We start from the raw sequence: 17,890 nt of genomic DNA, 5'->3' as shown, positions 1-17,890 counted from the left end.
TTGGACTGTTATCCGCTCTTTGGCGCTTCCATCGCGGTTGCGCCGATCACCCATGCCGACAACCCGGCGACCGGGACCGCGCAGAGGATGGCTTCGGCGATCTGGGCCTCGGTCGCGCCTGCTTTTCGTGCGCCATCGATGTGAACGGAGGCCCAATTACTATAGTCCGCGGCGAGCACGGTCACGAGCAGGAGCTCCGCATGAGTCGGCTCCAATGCGGTCCCCGACAGCGTCCCCTCACGCATGAGATAATAGGCGTCGGCGCCGGTAGGCACGAGATCGAGCAACAGTCGAAGCGATGGCGGCACCGTACCAAAATATTTGATGAAGTTGCCTTCCGCCTCTCCTGGGGCGACCTCAACCGGCTGCTCGTCGGCCTCGATCACGGCATCGTCGGGATAAGTCACACTCAGCACTTCGGCGAAACGCAGCGCCGCCCCCTCGCCTCGCGAACTCGACAGGATCGTCATCGCCGCGGCGGCATGCTCGCTCGTCAGCCCAGCGGTCGCGGCCTGCGCCAACTCTCGTCGCGCCATCGCCTCATAGCCTTTCGTACAGGCGGCCGCGGCGACAAACAGACGCTTGAGCGAAGCCGGCAGCGCACCGTCCTCCTCGACCACCTTACGAAACCGCGCATAACCCGCGACGGTCTTCGGAGCGTTGGAGCGCAGTCGCCCGCTTGAAAGCAGCGGATTGGCTTGGGGGGCGTCGCGAGTCACGTCTTTCTCCTTCAAGCAGAAGCCGATGAGCCTTGGTTCGGCCTGTGTGCCGCCCTTCTTAACGACCATCCGGACGCTGACAACAGTTGACGACCGACCGTACGGTCGATTATCCGTCGTGACGATAATCGAGAAGGATGTCAGGCTATGACGAACGACCGGCAATCGACGTGATGAAAGCATTGGACAACCGCCTCGCCCTGGTCACCGGTGCAGCGTCGGGGATCGGGCGCGCTACCGCCCGTCGCATGGCCGAACACGGTGCGACCGTTATTCTCGTCGATCGGACAGCAGACGCCTTGCCCGGCGCGCTGGAAGACCTGCCGGCAGGTGCGCACCGCACCGTCACACTCGACGTCATCGACGAAAGCGGCTGGATCGACGTGGCGCGGACCATTGCCGATGATATCGGGCATCTCGACATCTTGGTGAACAACGCCGGCTTCGGGACCTTCCGCTCGATCGCCGATACGACGCTCGATCACTGGCGGATGGTCATGGCCGTCAACCTCGACAGTATCTTTCTCAGCACCAAATATCTTCTGCCCCTGCTCGCGAAGTCGCCGACGGGCGGTGCGATCGTCAATATGTCGTCGATCCGCGGCATCGCGGGTGCCGCCAACACCGGCGCTTACTGCGCGGCAAAAGGCGGCGTTCGCATGTTTACCAAGGCCACTGCTCTCGAGTGCGCGGCCTTGGGCAACGGGGTACGCGTCAACTCCATCCACCCCGGACACGTCGCCACGCCCCTGACGGCGGGAGCGCACGCGTCGGAGGAAGGACAGCGCGCGCTGCTGGCGGACACGCCGCTCGGGCGCAAGGCCTCCCCGGACGAGATTGCCGATGCCATTGTCTTCTTGGCCGGAGACGGATCGCGCTACATGACGGGCGCCGAACTGGTCGTCGATGGTGGATCCACCGCACAATAGGAGACAGTCTTGAAGATCAACGACATAGCCGCCATCGTCACGGGTGGCGCATCCGGACTGGGCGGGGCCACCGCTGCGATGCTCGCGGCCAGAGGGGCCAGGGTGACGATCGTAGATCGGGATCGTGCGGCCGCAGAGGCTCACGCCACAGCAATCGGCGGGCGCGCCGCGATCGTCGACGTAACGGACGACGCCGCCATCGAAGCTGCACTCGCCGAGGCGGAACAGGCCCACGGCGTCGCCCGGATATTGGTCAATTGTGCCGGCGTAGCGCCCGCGATCAAGACCGTCGGCAAGGAAAACGTTCCGCATCCGCTCGATGCCTTCCGCCGCGCCGTCGAGATTAACCTGATAGGCACCTTCGCGATGATTGCCCGCTTCTCGGCGAGACTGGTCGCGGCCGAGCCGATCGGAGAGGAACGCGGCGTGATCGTCAACACCGCCTCAGTGGCCGCCTATGACGGGCAGGTAGGCCAGGCAGCCTATGCCGCCTCGAAAGGCGGCGTCGTCGGCATGACGCTCCCCATCGCTCGCGACCTTGCGCAGCATCGCATCCGGGTGATGACGATCGCCCCCGGGATCTTCCTGACGCCAATGCTCATGGGCCTGCCACAAGCGGCGCAGGATTCGCTGGGAACGCAGGTGCCACACCCTAGCAGGCTTGGGAAACCAGACGAATATGCCGCGTTGGTCGAAGCGATCCTAACCAATCCCATGCTCAACGGCGACGTGATCCGCCTGGACGGTGCGATCCGGATGGCACCCCGATGAGCGGTGCCAGCATTGCCGCAGCCGTGGCAGGCTTCGTTCGCGACCAGATGGTGCCGTACGAACACGATCCCCGGCGTAGCGCGCACGGTCCTTCGGACGAACTCGTCCAGGAGTTGCGCGATCTGGCGCGCGCGGCCGGAGTCCTGACCCCGCATATTCTTTCCGACGGCAGCCACCTGTCGCACAGAGATACGGCGAAGGTGCTGCGCGCTGCCGGGTTGTCGCCACTCGGGCCATTGGCGGTCAACGTCATGGCACCCGACGAGGGCAACATGTATCTGCTCGGCAAGGTCGCCAGCACCGAGCAAAAGGCGCGCTTCCTCTCGCCGTTGGTGGACGGCACGGCGCGATCCGCCTTCTTCATGACGGAGCCAGCAGCCGATGGTGGCGCTGGCTCGGATCCTTCGATGATGCTCACGACCGCCGCTCGCGACGGAAACCACTGGGTCGTCAATGGTCGCAAGGCGTTCATTACAGGCGCCGATGGTGCCAAGGTCGGCATCGTGATGGCGAAAGCCGACGAAGGCGCGACGATGTTCCTGGTCGACCTGCCCGATCCTGCGATCACGATCGAACGCGTGCTCGATACGATCGACAGTTCCATGCCGGGCGGTCATTCGGTCGTCGCTATCACCAACCTGCGCATTCCGGCCGACCAGATGCTCGGCAATCCGGGCGATGGCTTCAAGCTCGCGCAAGTTCGGCTGGCGCCCGCGCGGCTTACCCATTGCATGCGGTGGCTGGGTGCCTGCGACCGCGCGAACGAGATCGCGACCGACTATGCCTGCCGCCGCCACGCGTTCGGCAAGCCGCTGGTTGATCACGAAGGGGTCGGCTTCATGCTTGCCGAGAATCTGATCGATCTGAGACAGGCCGAACTGATGATCGATTGGTGCGCCGACGTGCTCGATACGGGCGCGCTTGGTACCGTGGAAAGCTCGATGGCAAAGGTTGCGGTCAGCGAGGCGTTGATGCGGATCGCCGATCGCTGCGTGCAGGTCATGGGCGGCACCGGGGTGACCGACGACACGATCGTCGCGCAAGTGTTTCGCGAGGTGCGCGCCTTTCGGATCTACGACGGTCCCACCGAGGTTCACAAGTGGAGCCTCGCCAAGAAGATCAAGCGCGACTGGCGCGACGCCCAAAGTCCGGTTCATCCATGACAGGCCTGTCGTTCGAGCGCGTTGGACGCCCCTTTTGATCCTGCCGACACCGCATCGGACGACATGAATTCCGGAGATAGTATGACCCCGTCGACGAATACTGGCCCGATCCGCACCGAACGCCATGACGACGTGCTCGTCATCATCTCGAACAATCCCCCCGTCAACGCGCTCGGCGCCGCGGTCCGCCAGGGCCTCGAAGCGGCGATCAAGGACGGCGTGAACGACGACAGCATCACCGCGATGGTGATCCGCTGCGACGGCCGCACGTTCTTCGCGGGCGCCGACATCACCGAGTTCGGCAAGGAGATGGTCGAGCCCGGCCTGCCCACCGTCGTCGACATGATTGAGGCGTCGTCGAAGCCCGTCGTCGCGGCGATCCACGGCACCGCGCTCGGCGGCGGCTGCGAGGTCACGCTGGGCTGCCACTACCGCGTCGCCGTCCCGTCGGCGAAGATCGGCACGCCCGAAGTGAAGCTCGGCCTGCTCCCCGGCGCTGGCGGCACGCAACGCATTCCGCGGATCGCCGGCGTGAAGCTCGCGCTGGAGATGACCGCGAAGGGCGATCCGATCTCGGCAAAGAAGGCGCTCGATGCCGGCCTGATCGACAAGATCGTCGGCGAGGACTCGCTCGAAGCCGACGCCGTTGCCTTCGCGCGCGAGATCGCCACGAAGCGTCCCCTGCCCCGCGCGTCCGAGAAGACCGCGCAGGCCGATCCCGATGCGGTCGCCGCGTTCAAGAAGGAGAATGCGCGGCGTTTCCGTAACTTCGACGCGCCTGCTGCGAACATCGCCTGCGTCGAGAAGGCCGCCGACGGTTCGAGCTTCGAAGAGGGCATCGCGTTCGAACGCCAGGAATTCATGAAGCTCATGATGGGCGTGCAATCCGCCGCACAGCGCCACATCTTCTTCGCCGAACGCCAGGCCGCCAAGATCGACGACGTACCGGCCGACACCAAGCTTCGCGAGATCAAGCGCGTCGGCGTGATCGGCGCGGGCACGATGGGCGGCGGCATTTCAATGAACTTCCTGTCCGCGGGCATCCCCGTGACGATCGTCGAGATGCAGCAGGACGCGCTCGACCGTGGCACCGGCGTCGTGCGGAAAAACTACGAGGCGACCGCCGCGAAGGGCCGGATGAAGCCCGAGCAGGTCGAGCAGGCAATGGGTGCGCTGAAGCCAACGCTCGACTTTGCCGATCTGGCGGAATGCGACCTGATCATCGAGGCGGTGTACGAGACGATGGAGGTGAAGAAGGAGATCTTCACCAAGCTCGACGCGATCGCCAAGCCGGGCGCGATCCTGGCCTCGAACACGTCGTATCTCGACATCGATGCGATCGCGGCGTGCACCAAGCGGCCCGAGGACGTGGTCGGGATGCACTTCTTCTCGCCGGCCAACGTGATGAAATTGCTCGAAGTGGTGCGCGGCGACAAGACCGCGGACGACGTGCTGGCGACCGTCATGGCGCTGGCCAAGAAGATCAAGAAGGTCGCTGTCGTCGCCGGCGTCACCTACGGGTTCATCGGTAACCGGATGCTGATGCCGCGGCAGGTCGAGGCGACCAAGCTTCTGCTGGAAGGCGCGAGCCCGGAGCAGATCGACAAGGTCCATGTCGCGTTCGGTATGCCGATGGGTCCGTTCCAGATGAGCGATCTCGCGGGCGTCGACATCGGCTGGCACCGCGATCCGAGCCGGATCGAGAACATCCGCGATGCGCTGGCGGCAGAGAACCGCTGGGGCCAGAAGACCAAGGCGGGCTTCTACGATTACGACGAGAAGCGGACGCCGTCGAACTCGCCGCGCGTCACCGAGATCATCGACGATTTCCGCAAGAAGTCGGGCGTGACGCCGCGCGAGATCAGCGACGAGGAGATCGTCGTGCGGACGCTCTACACCATGGTCAACGAGGGCGCGCTGATCCTCGAAGAGGGCAAGGCGCAGCGCGCGTCGGACGTCGATGTGGTGTGGATCTACGGCTATGGCTGGCCGGTGTACCGCGGCGGGCCGATGTTCTGGGCACAGTCCGAGGGGTTGCCGAAGGTCGTCGCGGGACTCGAGAAATACGGGTTCACCGTTGCGAAATCGCTCAAGGCCGGTTCGCTATGACGGCGTTTCCGGTCTCCAAATCCAATCGAGTTTACGACCGCCCGAACGGTGGCAGGAATGAAGCGGGGATCCATACTCTACTGACCTGCTAAATCTCTCAATACCAGAAATGGTCATAGCCGTCGGCGTAAGGGTTGCTATCGGCAATGCCGACTTTCGGAAGGAGTGCGGCGCGTATCCACCTTTACGCTGACAAGGCGGCGACCTCGATACACTCCTCCGCCTCGCAACAGTTTGCCAGATCACGTGTTTTCAAAGATCGATGGCCTTGACCCTTGGTGACGCCAGCATCAGCCACCCACTTCCAGCGACAAATACGCGACGGCAGGAACAGTGACGTCCGCGCGAAATCAGCCATAAATTGCCCGGTTGCCTCGGCGAAGACGACATCGGCAGTGTAGGCAGAGATCGAATTGTGGCGATACCGTAAGCCAGGCCGATTAGCGCGGGGATCTAAGGCGGGAATGCAGTGGATGAGTCGCCGCATCGAGGTTGTCTTCGTTACCCAGTGATGGTGGATCCTCAACGAACGCGGCCAGCCCCCGATCGCATCGTTAGGACATCCCGAATAATAACATTGCCGATCGCTATGCCGACGAGCAGTGTATTTTACGCTCTTTCCCGCCGGCCGGATGTCATGAACGGTGTTTGTCGACTCACCATAATAGCGCTCCGCGACTGCTCTGCCATTGTGAAGCAAATCTACGCCCGCAGATCGAGGTGTTCATCGTGATCGAACGCCGCGAGGACCGTTTCGAGAGCAAGGGGATACGCGGCGCAGAGGCAGCAGCGGACAACGCGACGGCGCTGGGCGCGATGACAGCAGTTTTGGTTGATTTCATAGGCCGGTTTCCTGAAGGGATACAGCCAGTACCTGCCACATGGCAGCGTTCGCGTCTTGTATCAGCTCAACATATCGAGATTTACCCTAATAGGCAGGAGTTATGTCGAGACGAGACTGGAAGGTTCTGGTCAGATGGGACTGATCGACAAAGCCTGCCGATTGCGCGACGTTGGCGAGCGACGCGACACCTTTTCCTAGCATCGCTACAGCTCACTCTAATCGGTGCTAGAGCTTTATGTCACTCGCCCTTGGGATGGGCCTGCTGTCGAGTAGCGCGTCAGAGAGCAGCGATGACCGCGAGATCATCGCTTAATCAGGCGCATTGGAAGTAGCAGCTGTTACTGCGCGGCGGCATTGGAGCTGTTAACCGAACCTTTCGCCATGCTGGCATTGCCAACCACGGTGGCAGAAACGCTCAACGGGAATGACCCCGTACAGGCGTACGCCCGCTCTGGAAGGTCAACCAAGACACCACCGGCTAGCTGCGCTAACTGCCTTCGATGCTCGCGACCCGTCGCCTCTTAGCGCAACGCTATTTTACCGTGCTTTTCTGCGCGGCAGCGTTGTTACTGAAGCTGCTCGTACCGACCGGGTACATGATCAGCAGCGAGCACGGCCGGATTACGATCGAGCTATGTTCCGGCGTTGCCCCCAACGCCACGACGATGGCCATGTCGGGGATGCACGGCGACATGCCCGATCACGGCAAGTCGCAGGATCACGGCAAGGCTGAAATGCCGTGCGCGTTTGCGGGCCTGTCAGCCGCAACGCTCGGTGCGATCGATCCCGTTCAGCTCGTCGCCCTGATCGCCTTCGTCATGGCGATCGGACTGTCACCAGCCGTCCAACCGGCGACGGTCCGCCGCGGCTACCTACGGCCTCCGCTTCGCGGTCCACCGGCCGCCCTTTGACCGACTGATCGTCTGCTCCTTCGAGAGCAACCACGTCCACGGACCGCGCGCTATCGCGAGGGCCGGTCAAAGGCCTATCCATGATCCGAACTCACTTGCTGGCAGGGGCGTGCCTGCCCTGCCTCCTGCTCGCCGTACCAGCGTCCGCTCAGGATGACGCGGCACGCATCACGAAGTCCGACCTAACAGTCACCAATGCGCAGGGCCTCCACGCAGCGCAAACCGGCGACATCATCGTCACGGCGCTGAAACGCCCGCAAGCGCTGCAGGACGTGCCGGCAAGCGTCACCATCCTGTCCGCCGACCTGCTTCGTCGCCTTAACGTGCAAGACTTCTCCCGCGTCGCGGACTCCGTGCCCGGCTTGGCCTTCGCGGCCACCGGTCCTGGCAACTCGCAGTACATCATACGCGGGATCGGCGGGGTGGGGTTCGTCCAGTCGCCGACCACAGGCGTCTACTTCGACGAGACCCCGCTTCAGACCCGCGCACTTCGCGGCTTTTCACAACCCGACCTGCAGCTGTTCGATGTCGCTCGGGTCGAAGTGCTGCGCGGACCGCAAGGCGTGTTGTTCGGATCGTCATCGATGGGCGGTCTGGTCCGCATCGTGACCAACCAGCCCGACCCGACCAAGATCGCCGCACTGGGTCAGGCGAGCGTTTCGACCATCACCGATGGCGGCACGAGCTGGGACGCCAAGGCGATGCTCAATTTCCCGATCGTCGCCGATACACTCGCGCTGCGCATATCGGGCGGTTTTGCCCGGCAGGGCGGCTGGATCGACGATCTCCGACCCACCACCGGCGACCTGACCGAGAATGCGGGAACGTCGGCGGTCCGCAAGGACGTCAACTGGACGCGCACCGGCACGGTTCGCGCCGCTCTGCGCTGGAATGCAACACCGACCATGACGATCACCCCGTCGCTGGTCTGGCAGGACGCCTACAGCAATGCCGACCGTCCCCATAGTGACGTGACCTTTGGCAAGCGCGCGCGACTGAAGGCGCGGTATGCCGACACGTATGCCAAGGATCGGTTCATCATCGGATCGCTGTTGATGGAGAACCGGTTCGATGCGCTCGGTGGCTTCACTGTGTCGTCCAACTCGTCGTGGCTCGACCGGCGCAACCGGCTATCGTTCGACGTCACCGCGTTCGATTCCCCGATCGTCGAGGACATCGTCGGACCGGGTCCAGGCGGCAGGCTGTTCCCAACGCCGCTCGTGGATTTCAGCCGCACGAAACAATTCACGCAGGAGGTACGTGCGGTGTCCGATGGCTCGGGGCGGCTGCAATATGTCTTCGGCGCGCTCTACCGCGACCTTCATCAAGACTCCGGCCGTACGATCACCGTCGCCGACCTGTTCGGCGTCACCGCGCCGCTCCCCCTTGGCGCCAGCAGCCCGGCCGTCATCCAGGACACGACGGTGCGCTTCCGTGAGAGCGAGATCGCGGCGTTCGGCGAGCTGACCTATGCCTTAGTGCCGAAGGTGAAGGTCGCCGCTGGCGCCCGGGTGTTTGCCTATCGCCAGCGCGAAGCGAGCCGACGCTACGGGATCGGTGGCGTCGCGGGCGGCGATCTCGCCTACGATTATGACGAGCGCAATCGCGAGAACGGCGTCACACCGCGCTTCACCCTGAGCTATGAGCCAAGCCGGGCCGCAACGCTCTACGCCAGCTACTCGCAGGGCTTCCGGACGGGGGGCGTCAATGCGCCCGTGACCGATGATATCTGTTCGGCCCCGGAACGTCGCGCGGCAGGCATTCCCGATGTACCGCCGCCCTACAACAGCGATCGAACCGACAATTACGAGATCGGCGCCAAGACCAGCCTGTGGGGCGGTCGCGTGCGGATCAACGGTGCTGCCTATGCGATCGACTGGAAGGACTATCAGCAGGCGTTCCAGACGGCGTGCGGGATCAACAACGCGACGACCATCTCCTTCACCGTCAACGCCGGCCGGGTTCGTAGCCGTGGCGGCGAGCTCGAGGTTTCCGTGTCGCCGGTCCGGGGGCTCGATCTTCACGCGGGCGGATCGTTCACCGACGCGACCTACCGCAACGACGTACCCAACCTGCTTCTGCCGGCAGGCTCGCGTGTGCTCGATGTGCCCCGCTGGCTGTGGAATGTGCGCGGCGAGTACGAGACCGCGCTCACAGAAGGGCTGACCGGCACGCTGTTCGCCGCGGCGCGCCACGTCGGCGGATCCAACAGCGGGTTCGGCGAAGGCGAGGTGCTGCCGCGTCCGGCCTATACGCTGGTCGATGCCTCCGCGGGGGTGACGACGCATGGCGGCTTGGGGGTCGACCTGTTCGTCACCAACCTGTTCGACGCCGTGCCGGTCTTCGGTCAGGAGTTCACGACGTCGCCCGGCAACACCACTGCGACCAGCTACTTTTCCTATCTCGTCGGACCTCCGCGGACGGTCGGGATACGTCTGACCCAGGCATTATGATGGCGGGCATGGACGCTTCAGCGATGAACACGAACCCACCCGCCGGCCATCGGGCATCCGGCGCGCGGTGGTACAACGCGGTATGGCGTTGGCACTTCTATGCAGGCCTGTTCTGCATCCCATTCATTATCTGGTTGTCACTGACGGGCACGATCTATCTTTGGCGACCGCAGCTGGACGCATTGCTGGACCGGCCCTACGACGATCTCCCCGTTGCCGGGCGGACCGTCTCACCCGACGCGCAGGTGCGGGTGGCACTGACTGCGGTGCCAGGATCGTCGCTGCATAAATACGTACTCCCGGAGCATCCGGGAAACGCCGTGCGTGTGATCGTCTCCGCTGATGGCGTTGATCACCGCGTCTATGTCGATCCGCACTCGCTTGCGGTGCTGAAGGTCATCGGCGAGGAAGACCGGCCGCTCAACGTTGTATCGCGCCTTCACGGCGAATTGCTCGCGGGGGTGTGGGGCAGCTACCTCGTCGAGATCGCCGCGTGCTGGGCGATCGTCATGCTCCTGACCGGGCTTTATCTATGGTGGCCGCGCAACAGGAAGGGCCTCGCGGGTGTCCTCTACCCTCGCCTGGGGGGCGGACGACGCGTGTTCTGGCGTGATATCCACGCGACTGCCGGCATCTGGGTTTCGGTGTTCGCGCTCGGGCTGATCCTCACTGGCCTTCCGTGGGCAAATGCCTGGGGCAGCTATCTAGGGGAGGTCCGCACGCTCACGGGCACGACGCAGGGTCCCGTCGACTGGACGATCGGCGGCAAGGCGCCAAAGCCGCAAGCGGACGCGATGCTTGGGGCTCACGCCGGGCATGACGGCATGGTCATGGCTGCTCCGCCGATCCGGCCCGATGAGCTTGGGCGCGTGATCGCTACGGTCCGGCCGTTGCGGATTGCACCGCCTGTGCTGCTGTCTCCCCCCGCGCATGAAGGCGGGCCGTGGGCGGTGTCATCGGACGCAGCCGATCGACCACTGCGATCGGACGCGCAGGTCGATGGTGCGACAGGCCGCCTTGTCGGCCGCGTCGCGTTCGCCGACCGCCACTGGATCGACCGGGTCATTGGCTACGGCATCGCGGCGCACGAGGGCGCACTGTTCGGCATCGCCAATCAGATCCTTGGCACGCTAACCGCGCTGCTGCTAACCGTCCTCGCCGTATCGGGCGGGATCATGTGGTGGCGGAGGCGACCGACGGGTTTGCTGGGCGCACCATTGCCGCAGAACCGTCCGCGCTTTCGGATCGGGTTGGTGGCGGCGATCGTCGGGCTTGGGATCTACATGCCGCTGTTCGGCACGACACTCGTGATCGTCCTCGTAGTCGAACGGGTTGTCCTGCGCCGCATTCCCGTAACGCGACGCTGGCTGGGGCTGGGAAGAGCCGCTTCTTCCTGAAGGGGATGCGGGAACAGTAGGTGTGATTGCACGGCGCCGGTCACTATCCACCTGACGAGCCGTTCGCCCCTGTGCCTCGACCGTATCTGACAGTGTCATGTTCCAACGCAGGGCAGCCCATACATCACAGGCGTTTTAGCCTGACACGCCGACGGATATCGGCGCGATGGCGCCGAGACGTCGGAACCCTCCCCCATCCTCCCGCGCTTTAGCCGTGAAGGAGAGACGGCATGGACGACCAGCGCGTGTGGGAATTCGAAGGCAGCCTATGGGTTGCCAGCGACGAGCGTTACCAGGACCGGATCGACGAGGAGATCGTCATGGTCTTGCCCCGGCCGCCTTATGTCTTCCAGGGGCAGGAAGCGAAGGATGCGGTCAAGGCTACGCCCGATTGGGATACGGTCGAGCTATCGGATCGACGAGTGTCACGCCCTCAAGAGGGCCTCATCGTCGTTGCGTACACCGCGCGCTGCGCGAGCGGCGACGAGACGTACGAGGCACATTGCACCTCGACTTTGCGGATGCGGGGACACGACGATTGGCTAGTCATCCAACATCAGCAGACGCCACCCTTGACCGCCAGCGTCGAGGCCTGACCGCGGGCTTGCCGTTGCGCCCAATACATATCTGTAACAGGCGCAACGGTACTAAATCGGGAAGGCAGCGCCCCTATTGCTGATGTAATCCCAACAGCCTCAACTACGACCGGTTATCGCGACCAATGGATCGCCCAGGCGACCGTCGGCGAGTAAGGATGCCGTGACTCCGCGAAAACCCGCCGTCTCGAGATAGAGGCGGACGAGCGAGGTGTGGCCCTGTGTATCGAGAGCGCGCCAGACCGCCACGGCCTTGGTCGGGAAGCACCGGTTCGAGAAGCTTATGATAACGCGGCCTCCCGGCTTCAGCACACGACGAACCTCGCGCAGTACCGCCAGGGGGTGTTGCAGATATTGAACGCCGACACAGATCAGTACGGCATCGTAGCGCGCGTCCCCTTCGGACAGGTCAGGCACATCGTTCAGGTTCTGGACGAACCAGCGATCGAGGCGCGGGTTGGCCGCGAGTTCCTCTGCGTTCATGCCGTGGCCTACGACCTCGGCATAGGCGACGTCGTCCGGCAGGTGGCTGACCCAGCTCGACATGAGGTCGAGCACCCGCCCGCCAGCGGGGATCGAATCGCGGTACAGGCTGGTCAGTGCGCCGACAGCTGCCTCGTCAATGTGCGTGACTAAACGCGGGGGTGCGTAGAAGCCAAGGTCGTCGCCATCATCCTGACGGTCGAAGGCCCGCGCCAGCAGTCCCAATTCGATCGCTTCGGTCATGCGGTAAGCCCCTGCCGATTAAATCGGCCAATATTTGCGACCACAGTGTCCGTTCGTAGCCGTATGCCCGAGCGCACCGCGAGATAGCGGTCGTCCTTGATCACCGGCGACGGCCGAGCCAGACACCGACCCCCGCAAGAACGAGAACCGCCATACCGCCTGCCGCGGCTGCCACCTTGCGCCCCCGGTGTGGATCGCGCCGGCCACCATCTGGACCGGCGGGGACGCCAGGTTCGAACAACACCCCATCGTTGTCGTTGCCGTCGGCCGCGCGGGCCGACCAGGAGTCGAGGAAGCCACTCATGATCGCCGCCAGCAGGTTCGGCGCCGCGAACTCGCCAAGTTTGAATGCGATTGCCGGTGCGCCGACGGCGGTAAGGTTACGAGGGTGCGTGGCAAGCCGCACGACTGCCTTCGCCACCGTCTCCGGTGCGAGCGAACCGGGGGGAAGCGAAAGCCGGGCGCCGGTATAGTTACCAGCATGGTCCACGCCGGGCGTATCGACGAAGGTCGGGCAGACGTCGCATATGTGGATATGCGGACGCTTCGACACCTCACCGCGCAAAGCCGAACTGAACCCGCGTAACCCGAACTTACTCGCCGAATAAGCCGCAGCATACGGCGTGGCGATAAAACCGCCCGCCGAAATCATGTTTACCCAGGTGCCGTGATCCTGCGCTAGGAAGATCGGCAGTACTGCATGGACGTCGTTCATGTGGGCGACGAGGTTCACGTCGACGACGCGGGCATGATCCGCAATCGGGACGTCTTCGTACCGGCCAAGCACTCCAACGCCTTCGCAGCTAAACCACAGGTCAATGCCGCCGAGCAGATCGCGCGCCTCGGCAGCGAACACGGCCACTGCGCCTGCGTCAGTGCAGTCAACTGTACGGACGATCGCGCTGCCGCCAGCTTCGACGCAACGCTGCGCGACGTCGTCCAGCCCGTCCTTGCCACGAGACCCCAGGACAAGCCGCGCTCCCGCTTTGGCAAAAGCCACCGCCGTTGCCGCGCCGATACCGCTTGATGCACCGGTTATCACGACACGCCGCCCGGCCAGGTTACGATCAGCTCTCATAGGACTATGCTCAAGGCGACTGCCCTTACACCTAAGGGAAGACAACGCCGGCGCGTTAGACGAACTGTCCTGTCATCATGCATAGACACTCAACGTCCCGGAGGCGCCGAGGTGTCCACCCGAGACAGCACGACGTTCCTCGAGATCGCTGCAGGGATGATCAGTTCGGATTTGTATGCGGTTCCTTGGGGCCATCGTTCAACGATCTGACCTGCGCCTCGCGGGTTGGGTTTCCACTACCGCCGTACGGAACCGGGACGTCGATAGGGCTGTTCGGCGTTGCACCACCGCTAAGCTTTCCCGATCCGCTCAAGCCATCCGCGGCATCGGCACCGCCTAGCCCCCCGCCGCCCGGCGTTTTGGTCATCTGCGAGTCGTCTAAAACGGTCGCGGCGCTCTCCGCGTCGTTCGGCTCCGGCTTCACGTCGTCAGGTACAATGTTCGGCTGTTCGGTCGCCATGTCGATCTCCTTTGCTCGCTCTAAAACCTTTCAAGCGGAGCTAGTTTCCCATCAATTCAACGAATCAAATGCTCGTTGCTAGAGCACGGGAGCCCCGAGAATACCGTCTCGGCCCGCCCCCCGACGGCCAATTCGTCCAGCATCACTCGGGAGGACAAGAGGCAAATTCCGCCGCTCCGCCCTCATGGATATGTTCCAAAATCTACGCGTTTGAACATCGACACAGGGAGAGCATGATGCCCGATACGTTCAAACCAACTGCGAAGATCGCCGCCAATGCGAAGAAGGGGCTAAAGTTACGCGACGATTTCGCACCAGCCGGTACGGACGTCGGGGTTCGTCGCGCCGAGCAACTGGCAGCGCAGAACGATGTGACCGCCGAGGATGTGAAGTCGATGCACAGCTACTTCGCTCGTCACGAGGTCGATAAGGACGGCAAAACGCACGAGTGGGGATCGGACACTGATCCGTCCGCGGGCTACATCGCCTGGCTTCTCTGGGGAGGCGATGAAGGCAAGGAATGGGCCGATCGACACGTCGAGAAGCTCGACTAGAAGGCTGTCGGAACGGAAAAGCGCGATCACGATCGTTATTCGATCAAGATCGACCACCACTTTTACCGCGGAGGGCCGGCACGATACCGTTAGCGCTCCTCGTCCCCTGTAATTGATCGGCGCCTATCAGATGTACGTTCTTATTTTTGCCGCGGCCGCAGCGCTAGTGCAATCGCCGGTTGCTGCATCCGTGGTGAAGCCAGGCACGATATCGATCGTGGCTGCTTATCGTCCGACCACGTCTCCCGCTATCACGAAAACGTTCACGGACGCCGTGCAGCGAACCCTCCTTCGAACAGCTTTCCTGCCCCTCCCCGACGCAAACCACAGCCTTTACGTCGCCAAGGTCGAGGTATCGCAGACACAGCGCGGCGTCGTCCGGTCCGGCAACGACCGATCAGGTTGACCGGGCATGGCAGCCGGGCTCGCAGGACTGTCGTTGACTTTGCCCTCGGGGAAGGATCAGTTGCATGGCCTGATCGTCACCCGTCTCGAGGTGACCGTGTCGCTGCGCCGCGACAATCACGTTGTCTGGACGGGACAGGCGACCACAGTACGCGCAAGCGGGACGCGAACAGGCGAACCCTCGGCTGTTGCCGCAGCTCTGTCCGATGCCCTCCTGAGATGGTTTCCCCGGCAGCTGCCCGGACCGCTGTCTGTGCCATAAGGTTGACTGACAAAGCAGTCGTCAGACCCTGATCTTCGACAACAAGCGCACCGCGACATTGCCGCGCCTGTCAAGCTTCCGCCCGTAGAGCAATGCCATCGACGGCGACGATCAACGGAGTGGTTGGACAATTCCACGTCATCCTCACCGGCGCAACAAGTCCGGAATAAGCCCTACGCGCAACGAGTGACTCAAAAGTGCCCCTACCGCCTTATGACTTTGGTGATCGGTATCTTTGCCAGCCCCTGACCAAAAACTTAGCACCACCCGACGATAGATCCCGTTGACGTACTGTCGGCTAATCGAAGCCGTCTCAATGGTGTAGGCGGTGTGCGCGGGGTCGGGCATCCTCCCCTTGAACGTCTCTTGCCAATAGCGCGCGTACCCTGCAATCGCGTCATAAGGCATCGGAGGAAATGATTCGCGCAGCCGACCTCTAGCGCCCCCGCCACGGCGGAAGACGGGCCCCTTGGTGATCGTGCTCACCACCCGCAGAGCGCGATGCGGCTCAGTGGATTAGCCGACAGTGATCCCTAAGCCCCCTGCCCTTTCGCTAACGCGGGCGTGAAGCCCTGCGCAAAAGTGCGTTGAAGGTTTTCGCGCGGCTTTATACTAGCACCGGATCAGCTACTTTGGTCGCCTCGCGCTCGGCAACCGCACCTAGCAACACGCGTAAAGGTAAATCGTCAGGATTTTGGGCCGCAATGAATTATCGTCATTCCTTCCATGCCGGCAACAGCGCCGATGTGGTGAAGCACAGCCTATTGATCGCGCTCGTCCGGGCCTTGCAACAAAAAGAGGGCGCGCTGACCCTGATCGACACTCATGCCGGCTGCGGTCTGTATGACCTAGGCGGCGAGGATGCCCAGCGCACCGGCGAGGCCATGCAGGGCGTGCTGCGGGCCTTTGCCAACCCGAACCCCTTGCTGGACGACTACCGCGCCGCCGTACAGGCGGTGAATGTCGAGGCCGAGCCGCATCTGTACCCCGGATCGCCGCGGATATTGGCGCAGCTTCTGCGGCCGCAGGACTTCCTGATCCTGAACGAAAAGCATCCCGAGGACGCCTATACCCTGCGCGGCGTGATGCGCGACACACCCGCTGCCGTGCATGAGCGCGACGCCTACGAGCTTTGGCTGGCGATGCTGCCGCCCCGAACCGCGCGGGGCGTGGTGGTGGTCGACCCGCCGTACGAGCAGACCGATGAACGCGCCCGTATCACAGCCACCCTTGCGGCTGCCTCTCGCAAATGGTCGCATGGCGTCACGGTGATCTGGTATCCGCTGAAAGACCGCGCCACGCATTGGCAGTGGAAGGAAGAGTTACGAAAGCTCGGTATCCCGAAATTGCTGGGGGTGGAGCATTGGTTGTACGATGGCGATCAGCCCGGCATCTATAACGGCGCAGGCCTTTATATCGTCAACCCGCCCTACGCTTTCGTGCAGGCGCTGCCGCCTTTGCTGGAAACCCTGCGCACTGTATTGGCGCCGGAGGGGCATGGGGGCGAGATCACAACCGAGTGGTTGCGCGATTAACGGTAAAGCCCCACCCCTTTTCAAAGGGGGTATCACCACACCACAGACTTCGGCGGGGTAGGTGTTGTTGGCGTGAATGCCGCCCACCTTGGCAGCCGCTAGCACCACGCCGTCAGGCTTCTCGCTTGCGAAGAAAGCACGCACCGCCGCCTGGTCTGTCAGGTTAAGTTCGGCGTGCGTGCGCGTGATCACCTCGACGCCGCGCTCGCGCAGTTTACGCGAGATCGCTCCACCGACCATACCGCGATGGCCCGCCACGTAGATGCGTGGGGTGCTGTCCATCAACCTTCGACCGAAACGGGAAGATCGTAGCCATGGGTCTTGAGAAGGGCATGACGCTTGGCCGTGTAAAGGTCGGCCGCGACCATTTCCTGGCACATCTCCTGCACGCTGATCTCGGGGAACCCAGCCAAGCCGGTCCAAGTGATATCTTGCGAGATCCGCTCAATGTTGGCTGGCTATCGCGGCCTGCGCTCCGCGTTTCCTAAGAGTGCTGGTAGGTCTGCTTTCTCTAGAAAAATATCGATTGGCGAAGACGCTATGAACAGTAACTAAAGTAGTTTTTGCTGTCCTCGAAAGCCGCGGCCGCTTGTAGACGCGTAGTCTGACATGAACGGCCTTGAGTCAGTATACGCGAAATCGCGGCTTGAACAGCCGCCGGGTCTGGCAAAGGCATTGGTTTTGTGGGTCACGCCGCCATATCCATGTTGTGTGCGACACTATAATATTGGCGTTCGGCTTCGGTAGGCAGGGTGTTGCCGACCGTGCCGACCGACGGCTCGATCCCGGCCTTGGCGATCGACCTACGCGGCGAGCTTGTTTCGATGGTGTCGCTATGTGCTGAACCAGAAACGCAAAAAGCCTCCGCCGGTCTGACCGAAGAGGTATTGCTCTATAGAGTTGGTTGCGGGGACAGGATTTGAACCTGTGACCTTCAGGTTATGAGCCTGACGAGCTACCGGGCTGCTCCACCCCGCG

Annotated in this window: 16 protein-coding genes, 1 tRNA gene and 1 pseudogene; 10 read left to right on the top strand and 8 right to left on the bottom strand. The window is 63.1% G+C overall.

Features of this window, described 5'->3' with window-relative positions; all coding sequences use genetic code 11:
- Positions 1-8: 8 nt before the first annotated feature.
- Complete coding sequence (locus tag AC59GX_RS11585) at positions 9-719, bottom strand: carboxymuconolactone decarboxylase family protein (RefSeq protein WP_426281817.1); 711 nt, start codon at positions 717-719, stop codon at positions 9-11.
- Positions 720-892: 173 nt separating this feature from the next.
- Between AC59GX_RS11585 and AC59GX_RS11580 the strand changes: the two genes are divergently transcribed.
- The 4 genes from AC59GX_RS11580 (at position 893) to AC59GX_RS11565 (ending at position 5,691) form a co-directional block, all read left to right on the top strand.
- Positions 893-1,648: an SDR family NAD(P)-dependent oxidoreductase gene (locus AC59GX_RS11580; protein WP_426281870.1), complete on the top strand. Its 756-nt coding sequence runs from the start codon at positions 893-895 to the stop codon at positions 1,646-1,648.
- 9 nt (positions 1,649-1,657) lie between these two features.
- The gene (locus AC59GX_RS11575; RefSeq protein WP_426281818.1) at positions 1,658-2,419 is read left to right on the top strand and encodes an SDR family NAD(P)-dependent oxidoreductase; all 762 of its coding nucleotides are present in this window, start codon (positions 1,658-1,660) and stop codon (positions 2,417-2,419) included.
- The gene (locus AC59GX_RS11570) at positions 2,416-3,582 is read left to right on the top strand and encodes an acyl-CoA dehydrogenase family protein (RefSeq protein ID WP_497301747.1); all 1,167 of its coding nucleotides are present in this window, start codon (positions 2,416-2,418) and stop codon (positions 3,580-3,582) included. The genes AC59GX_RS11575 and AC59GX_RS11570 overlap by 4 nt, the downstream gene beginning before the upstream one ends.
- 81 nt (positions 3,583-3,663) lie before the next feature.
- Complete coding sequence (locus AC59GX_RS11565) at positions 3,664-5,691, top strand: 3-hydroxyacyl-CoA dehydrogenase NAD-binding domain-containing protein (RefSeq protein ID WP_426281822.1); 2,028 nt, start codon at positions 3,664-3,666, stop codon at positions 5,689-5,691.
- A 928-nt stretch (positions 5,692-6,619) separates the two neighbouring features.
- On the opposite strand, the gene AC59GX_RS11560 is transcribed toward AC59GX_RS11565, so the two are convergent.
- A complete protein-coding gene (locus AC59GX_RS11560) occupies positions 6,620-6,736 on the bottom strand; it encodes an AraC family transcriptional regulator (protein ID WP_426281824.1) in 117 nt (38 codons plus the stop codon).
- A gap of 299 nt (positions 6,737-7,035) precedes the next feature.
- On the opposite strand from AC59GX_RS11560, the gene AC59GX_RS11555 reads away from it, so the two are divergent.
- The 4 genes from AC59GX_RS11555 to AC59GX_RS11540 all read left to right on the top strand — a co-directional run bounded on the left by AC59GX_RS11555 (position 7,036) and on the right by AC59GX_RS11540 (position 11,892).
- The gene (locus AC59GX_RS11555; protein ID WP_426281825.1) at positions 7,036-7,446 is read left to right on the top strand and encodes a DUF2946 family protein; all 411 of its coding nucleotides are present in this window, start codon (positions 7,036-7,038) and stop codon (positions 7,444-7,446) included.
- Positions 7,447-7,526: 80 nt separating this feature from the next.
- Positions 7,527-9,899, top strand: coding sequence for a TonB-dependent receptor (locus AC59GX_RS11550; RefSeq protein WP_497301745.1), 2,373 nt, complete (start codon positions 7,527-7,529; stop codon positions 9,897-9,899).
- Between the two features lie 23 nt (positions 9,900-9,922).
- Positions 9,923-11,296, top strand: coding sequence for a PepSY-associated TM helix domain-containing protein (locus AC59GX_RS11545; protein WP_497301743.1), 1,374 nt, complete (start codon positions 9,923-9,925; stop codon positions 11,294-11,296).
- 230 nt (positions 11,297-11,526) lie between these two features.
- Entirely contained in the window at positions 11,527-11,892 is a 366-nt protein-coding gene (locus AC59GX_RS11540) for a DUF4440 domain-containing protein (protein WP_426281828.1), read from the top strand.
- 99 nt (positions 11,893-11,991) lie between these two features.
- Here the strand turns inward: AC59GX_RS11540 and AC59GX_RS11535 are convergent, their stop codons facing one another.
- The 3 genes from AC59GX_RS11535 to AC59GX_RS11525 form a co-directional block, all read right to left on the bottom strand.
- Positions 11,992-12,618 carry a class I SAM-dependent methyltransferase gene (locus tag AC59GX_RS11535; RefSeq protein ID WP_497301741.1) on the bottom strand — a complete coding sequence of 209 codons (627 nt, stop codon included), beginning with the start codon at positions 12,616-12,618 and terminating at the stop codon, positions 11,992-11,994.
- Positions 12,619-12,718: 100 nt separating this feature from the next.
- On the bottom strand, positions 12,719-13,696 hold the full coding sequence (locus AC59GX_RS11530) for an SDR family oxidoreductase (protein ID WP_426281831.1): 978 nt from the start codon (positions 13,694-13,696) through the stop codon (positions 12,719-12,721).
- Positions 13,697-13,856: 160 nt separating this feature from the next.
- Positions 13,857-14,156 (bottom strand): hypothetical protein, encoded by a 300-nt coding sequence (locus AC59GX_RS11525; protein WP_426281832.1) that lies wholly within the window; start codon positions 14,154-14,156, stop codon positions 13,857-13,859.
- A 236-nt stretch (positions 14,157-14,392) separates the two neighbouring features.
- Between AC59GX_RS11525 and AC59GX_RS11520 the strand changes: the two genes are divergently transcribed.
- Entirely contained in the window at positions 14,393-14,710 is a 318-nt protein-coding gene (locus AC59GX_RS11520; protein ID WP_497301740.1) for a hypothetical protein, read from the top strand.
- Between the two features lie 1,371 nt (positions 14,711-16,081).
- A complete protein-coding gene (locus AC59GX_RS11515; protein ID WP_426281835.1) occupies positions 16,082-16,912 on the top strand; it encodes a 23S rRNA (adenine(2030)-N(6))-methyltransferase RlmJ in 831 nt (276 codons plus the stop codon).
- A gap of 57 nt (positions 16,913-16,969) precedes the next feature.
- On the opposite strand, the pseudogene AC59GX_RS11510 reads toward AC59GX_RS11515, so the two are convergent.
- The 3 genes and pseudogenes from AC59GX_RS11510 to AC59GX_RS11500 form a co-directional block, all read right to left on the bottom strand.
- Positions 16,970-17,194, bottom strand: a pseudogene (locus AC59GX_RS11510) (NAD-dependent epimerase/dehydratase family protein); the annotation flags it as partial.
- Entirely contained in the window at positions 17,194-17,325 is a 132-nt protein-coding gene (locus AC59GX_RS11505) for a hypothetical protein (protein WP_497301738.1), read from the bottom strand. The gene AC59GX_RS11505 and the pseudogene AC59GX_RS11510, both read right to left, overlap by 1 nt.
- A 488-nt stretch (positions 17,326-17,813) precedes the next feature.
- Positions 17,814-17,890, bottom strand: a tRNA-Met gene (locus AC59GX_RS11500).

It is taken from the genome of Sphingomonas sp. 320_CC (assembly GCF_059691795.1).
The sequence above is the reverse complement of the archived record's forward strand: the minus strand, read 5'-3'. Positions and strand labels throughout refer to the sequence as shown.

Coding starts and splice junctions, on each gene's coding strand:
- AC59GX_RS11550 (WP_497301745.1), top strand. CDS start 7,527: ATGATCCGAACTCACTTGCTGGCAGGGGCGTGCCTGCCCTGCCTCCTG.
- AC59GX_RS11555 (WP_426281825.1), top strand. CDS start 7,036: ATGCTCGCGACCCGTCGCCTCTTAGCGCAACGCTATTTTACCGTGCTT.
- AC59GX_RS11570 (WP_497301747.1), top strand. CDS start 2,416: ATGAGCGGTGCCAGCATTGCCGCAGCCGTGGCAGGCTTCGTTCGCGAC.
- AC59GX_RS11520 (WP_497301740.1), top strand. CDS start 14,393: ATGCCCGATACGTTCAAACCAACTGCGAAGATCGCCGCCAATGCGAAG.
- AC59GX_RS11545 (WP_497301743.1), top strand. CDS start 9,923: ATGAACACGAACCCACCCGCCGGCCATCGGGCATCCGGCGCGCGGTGG.
- AC59GX_RS11535 (WP_497301741.1), bottom strand. CDS start 12,618: ATGACCGAAGCGATCGAATTGGGACTGCTGGCGCGGGCCTTCGACCGT.
- AC59GX_RS11560 (WP_426281824.1), bottom strand. CDS start 6,736: ATGCTAGGAAAAGGTGTCGCGTCGCTCGCCAACGTCGCGCAATCGGCA.
- AC59GX_RS11515 (WP_426281835.1), top strand. CDS start 16,082: ATGAATTATCGTCATTCCTTCCATGCCGGCAACAGCGCCGATGTGGTG.
- AC59GX_RS11540 (WP_426281828.1), top strand. CDS start 11,527: ATGGACGACCAGCGCGTGTGGGAATTCGAAGGCAGCCTATGGGTTGCC.
- AC59GX_RS11530 (WP_426281831.1), bottom strand. CDS start 13,696: ATGAGAGCTGATCGTAACCTGGCCGGGCGGCGTGTCGTGATAACCGGT.
- AC59GX_RS11580 (WP_426281870.1), top strand. CDS start 893: ATGAAAGCATTGGACAACCGCCTCGCCCTGGTCACCGGTGCAGCGTCG.
- AC59GX_RS11565 (WP_426281822.1), top strand. CDS start 3,664: ATGACCCCGTCGACGAATACTGGCCCGATCCGCACCGAACGCCATGAC.
- AC59GX_RS11525 (WP_426281832.1), bottom strand. CDS start 14,156: ATGGCGACCGAACAGCCGAACATTGTACCTGACGACGTGAAGCCGGAG.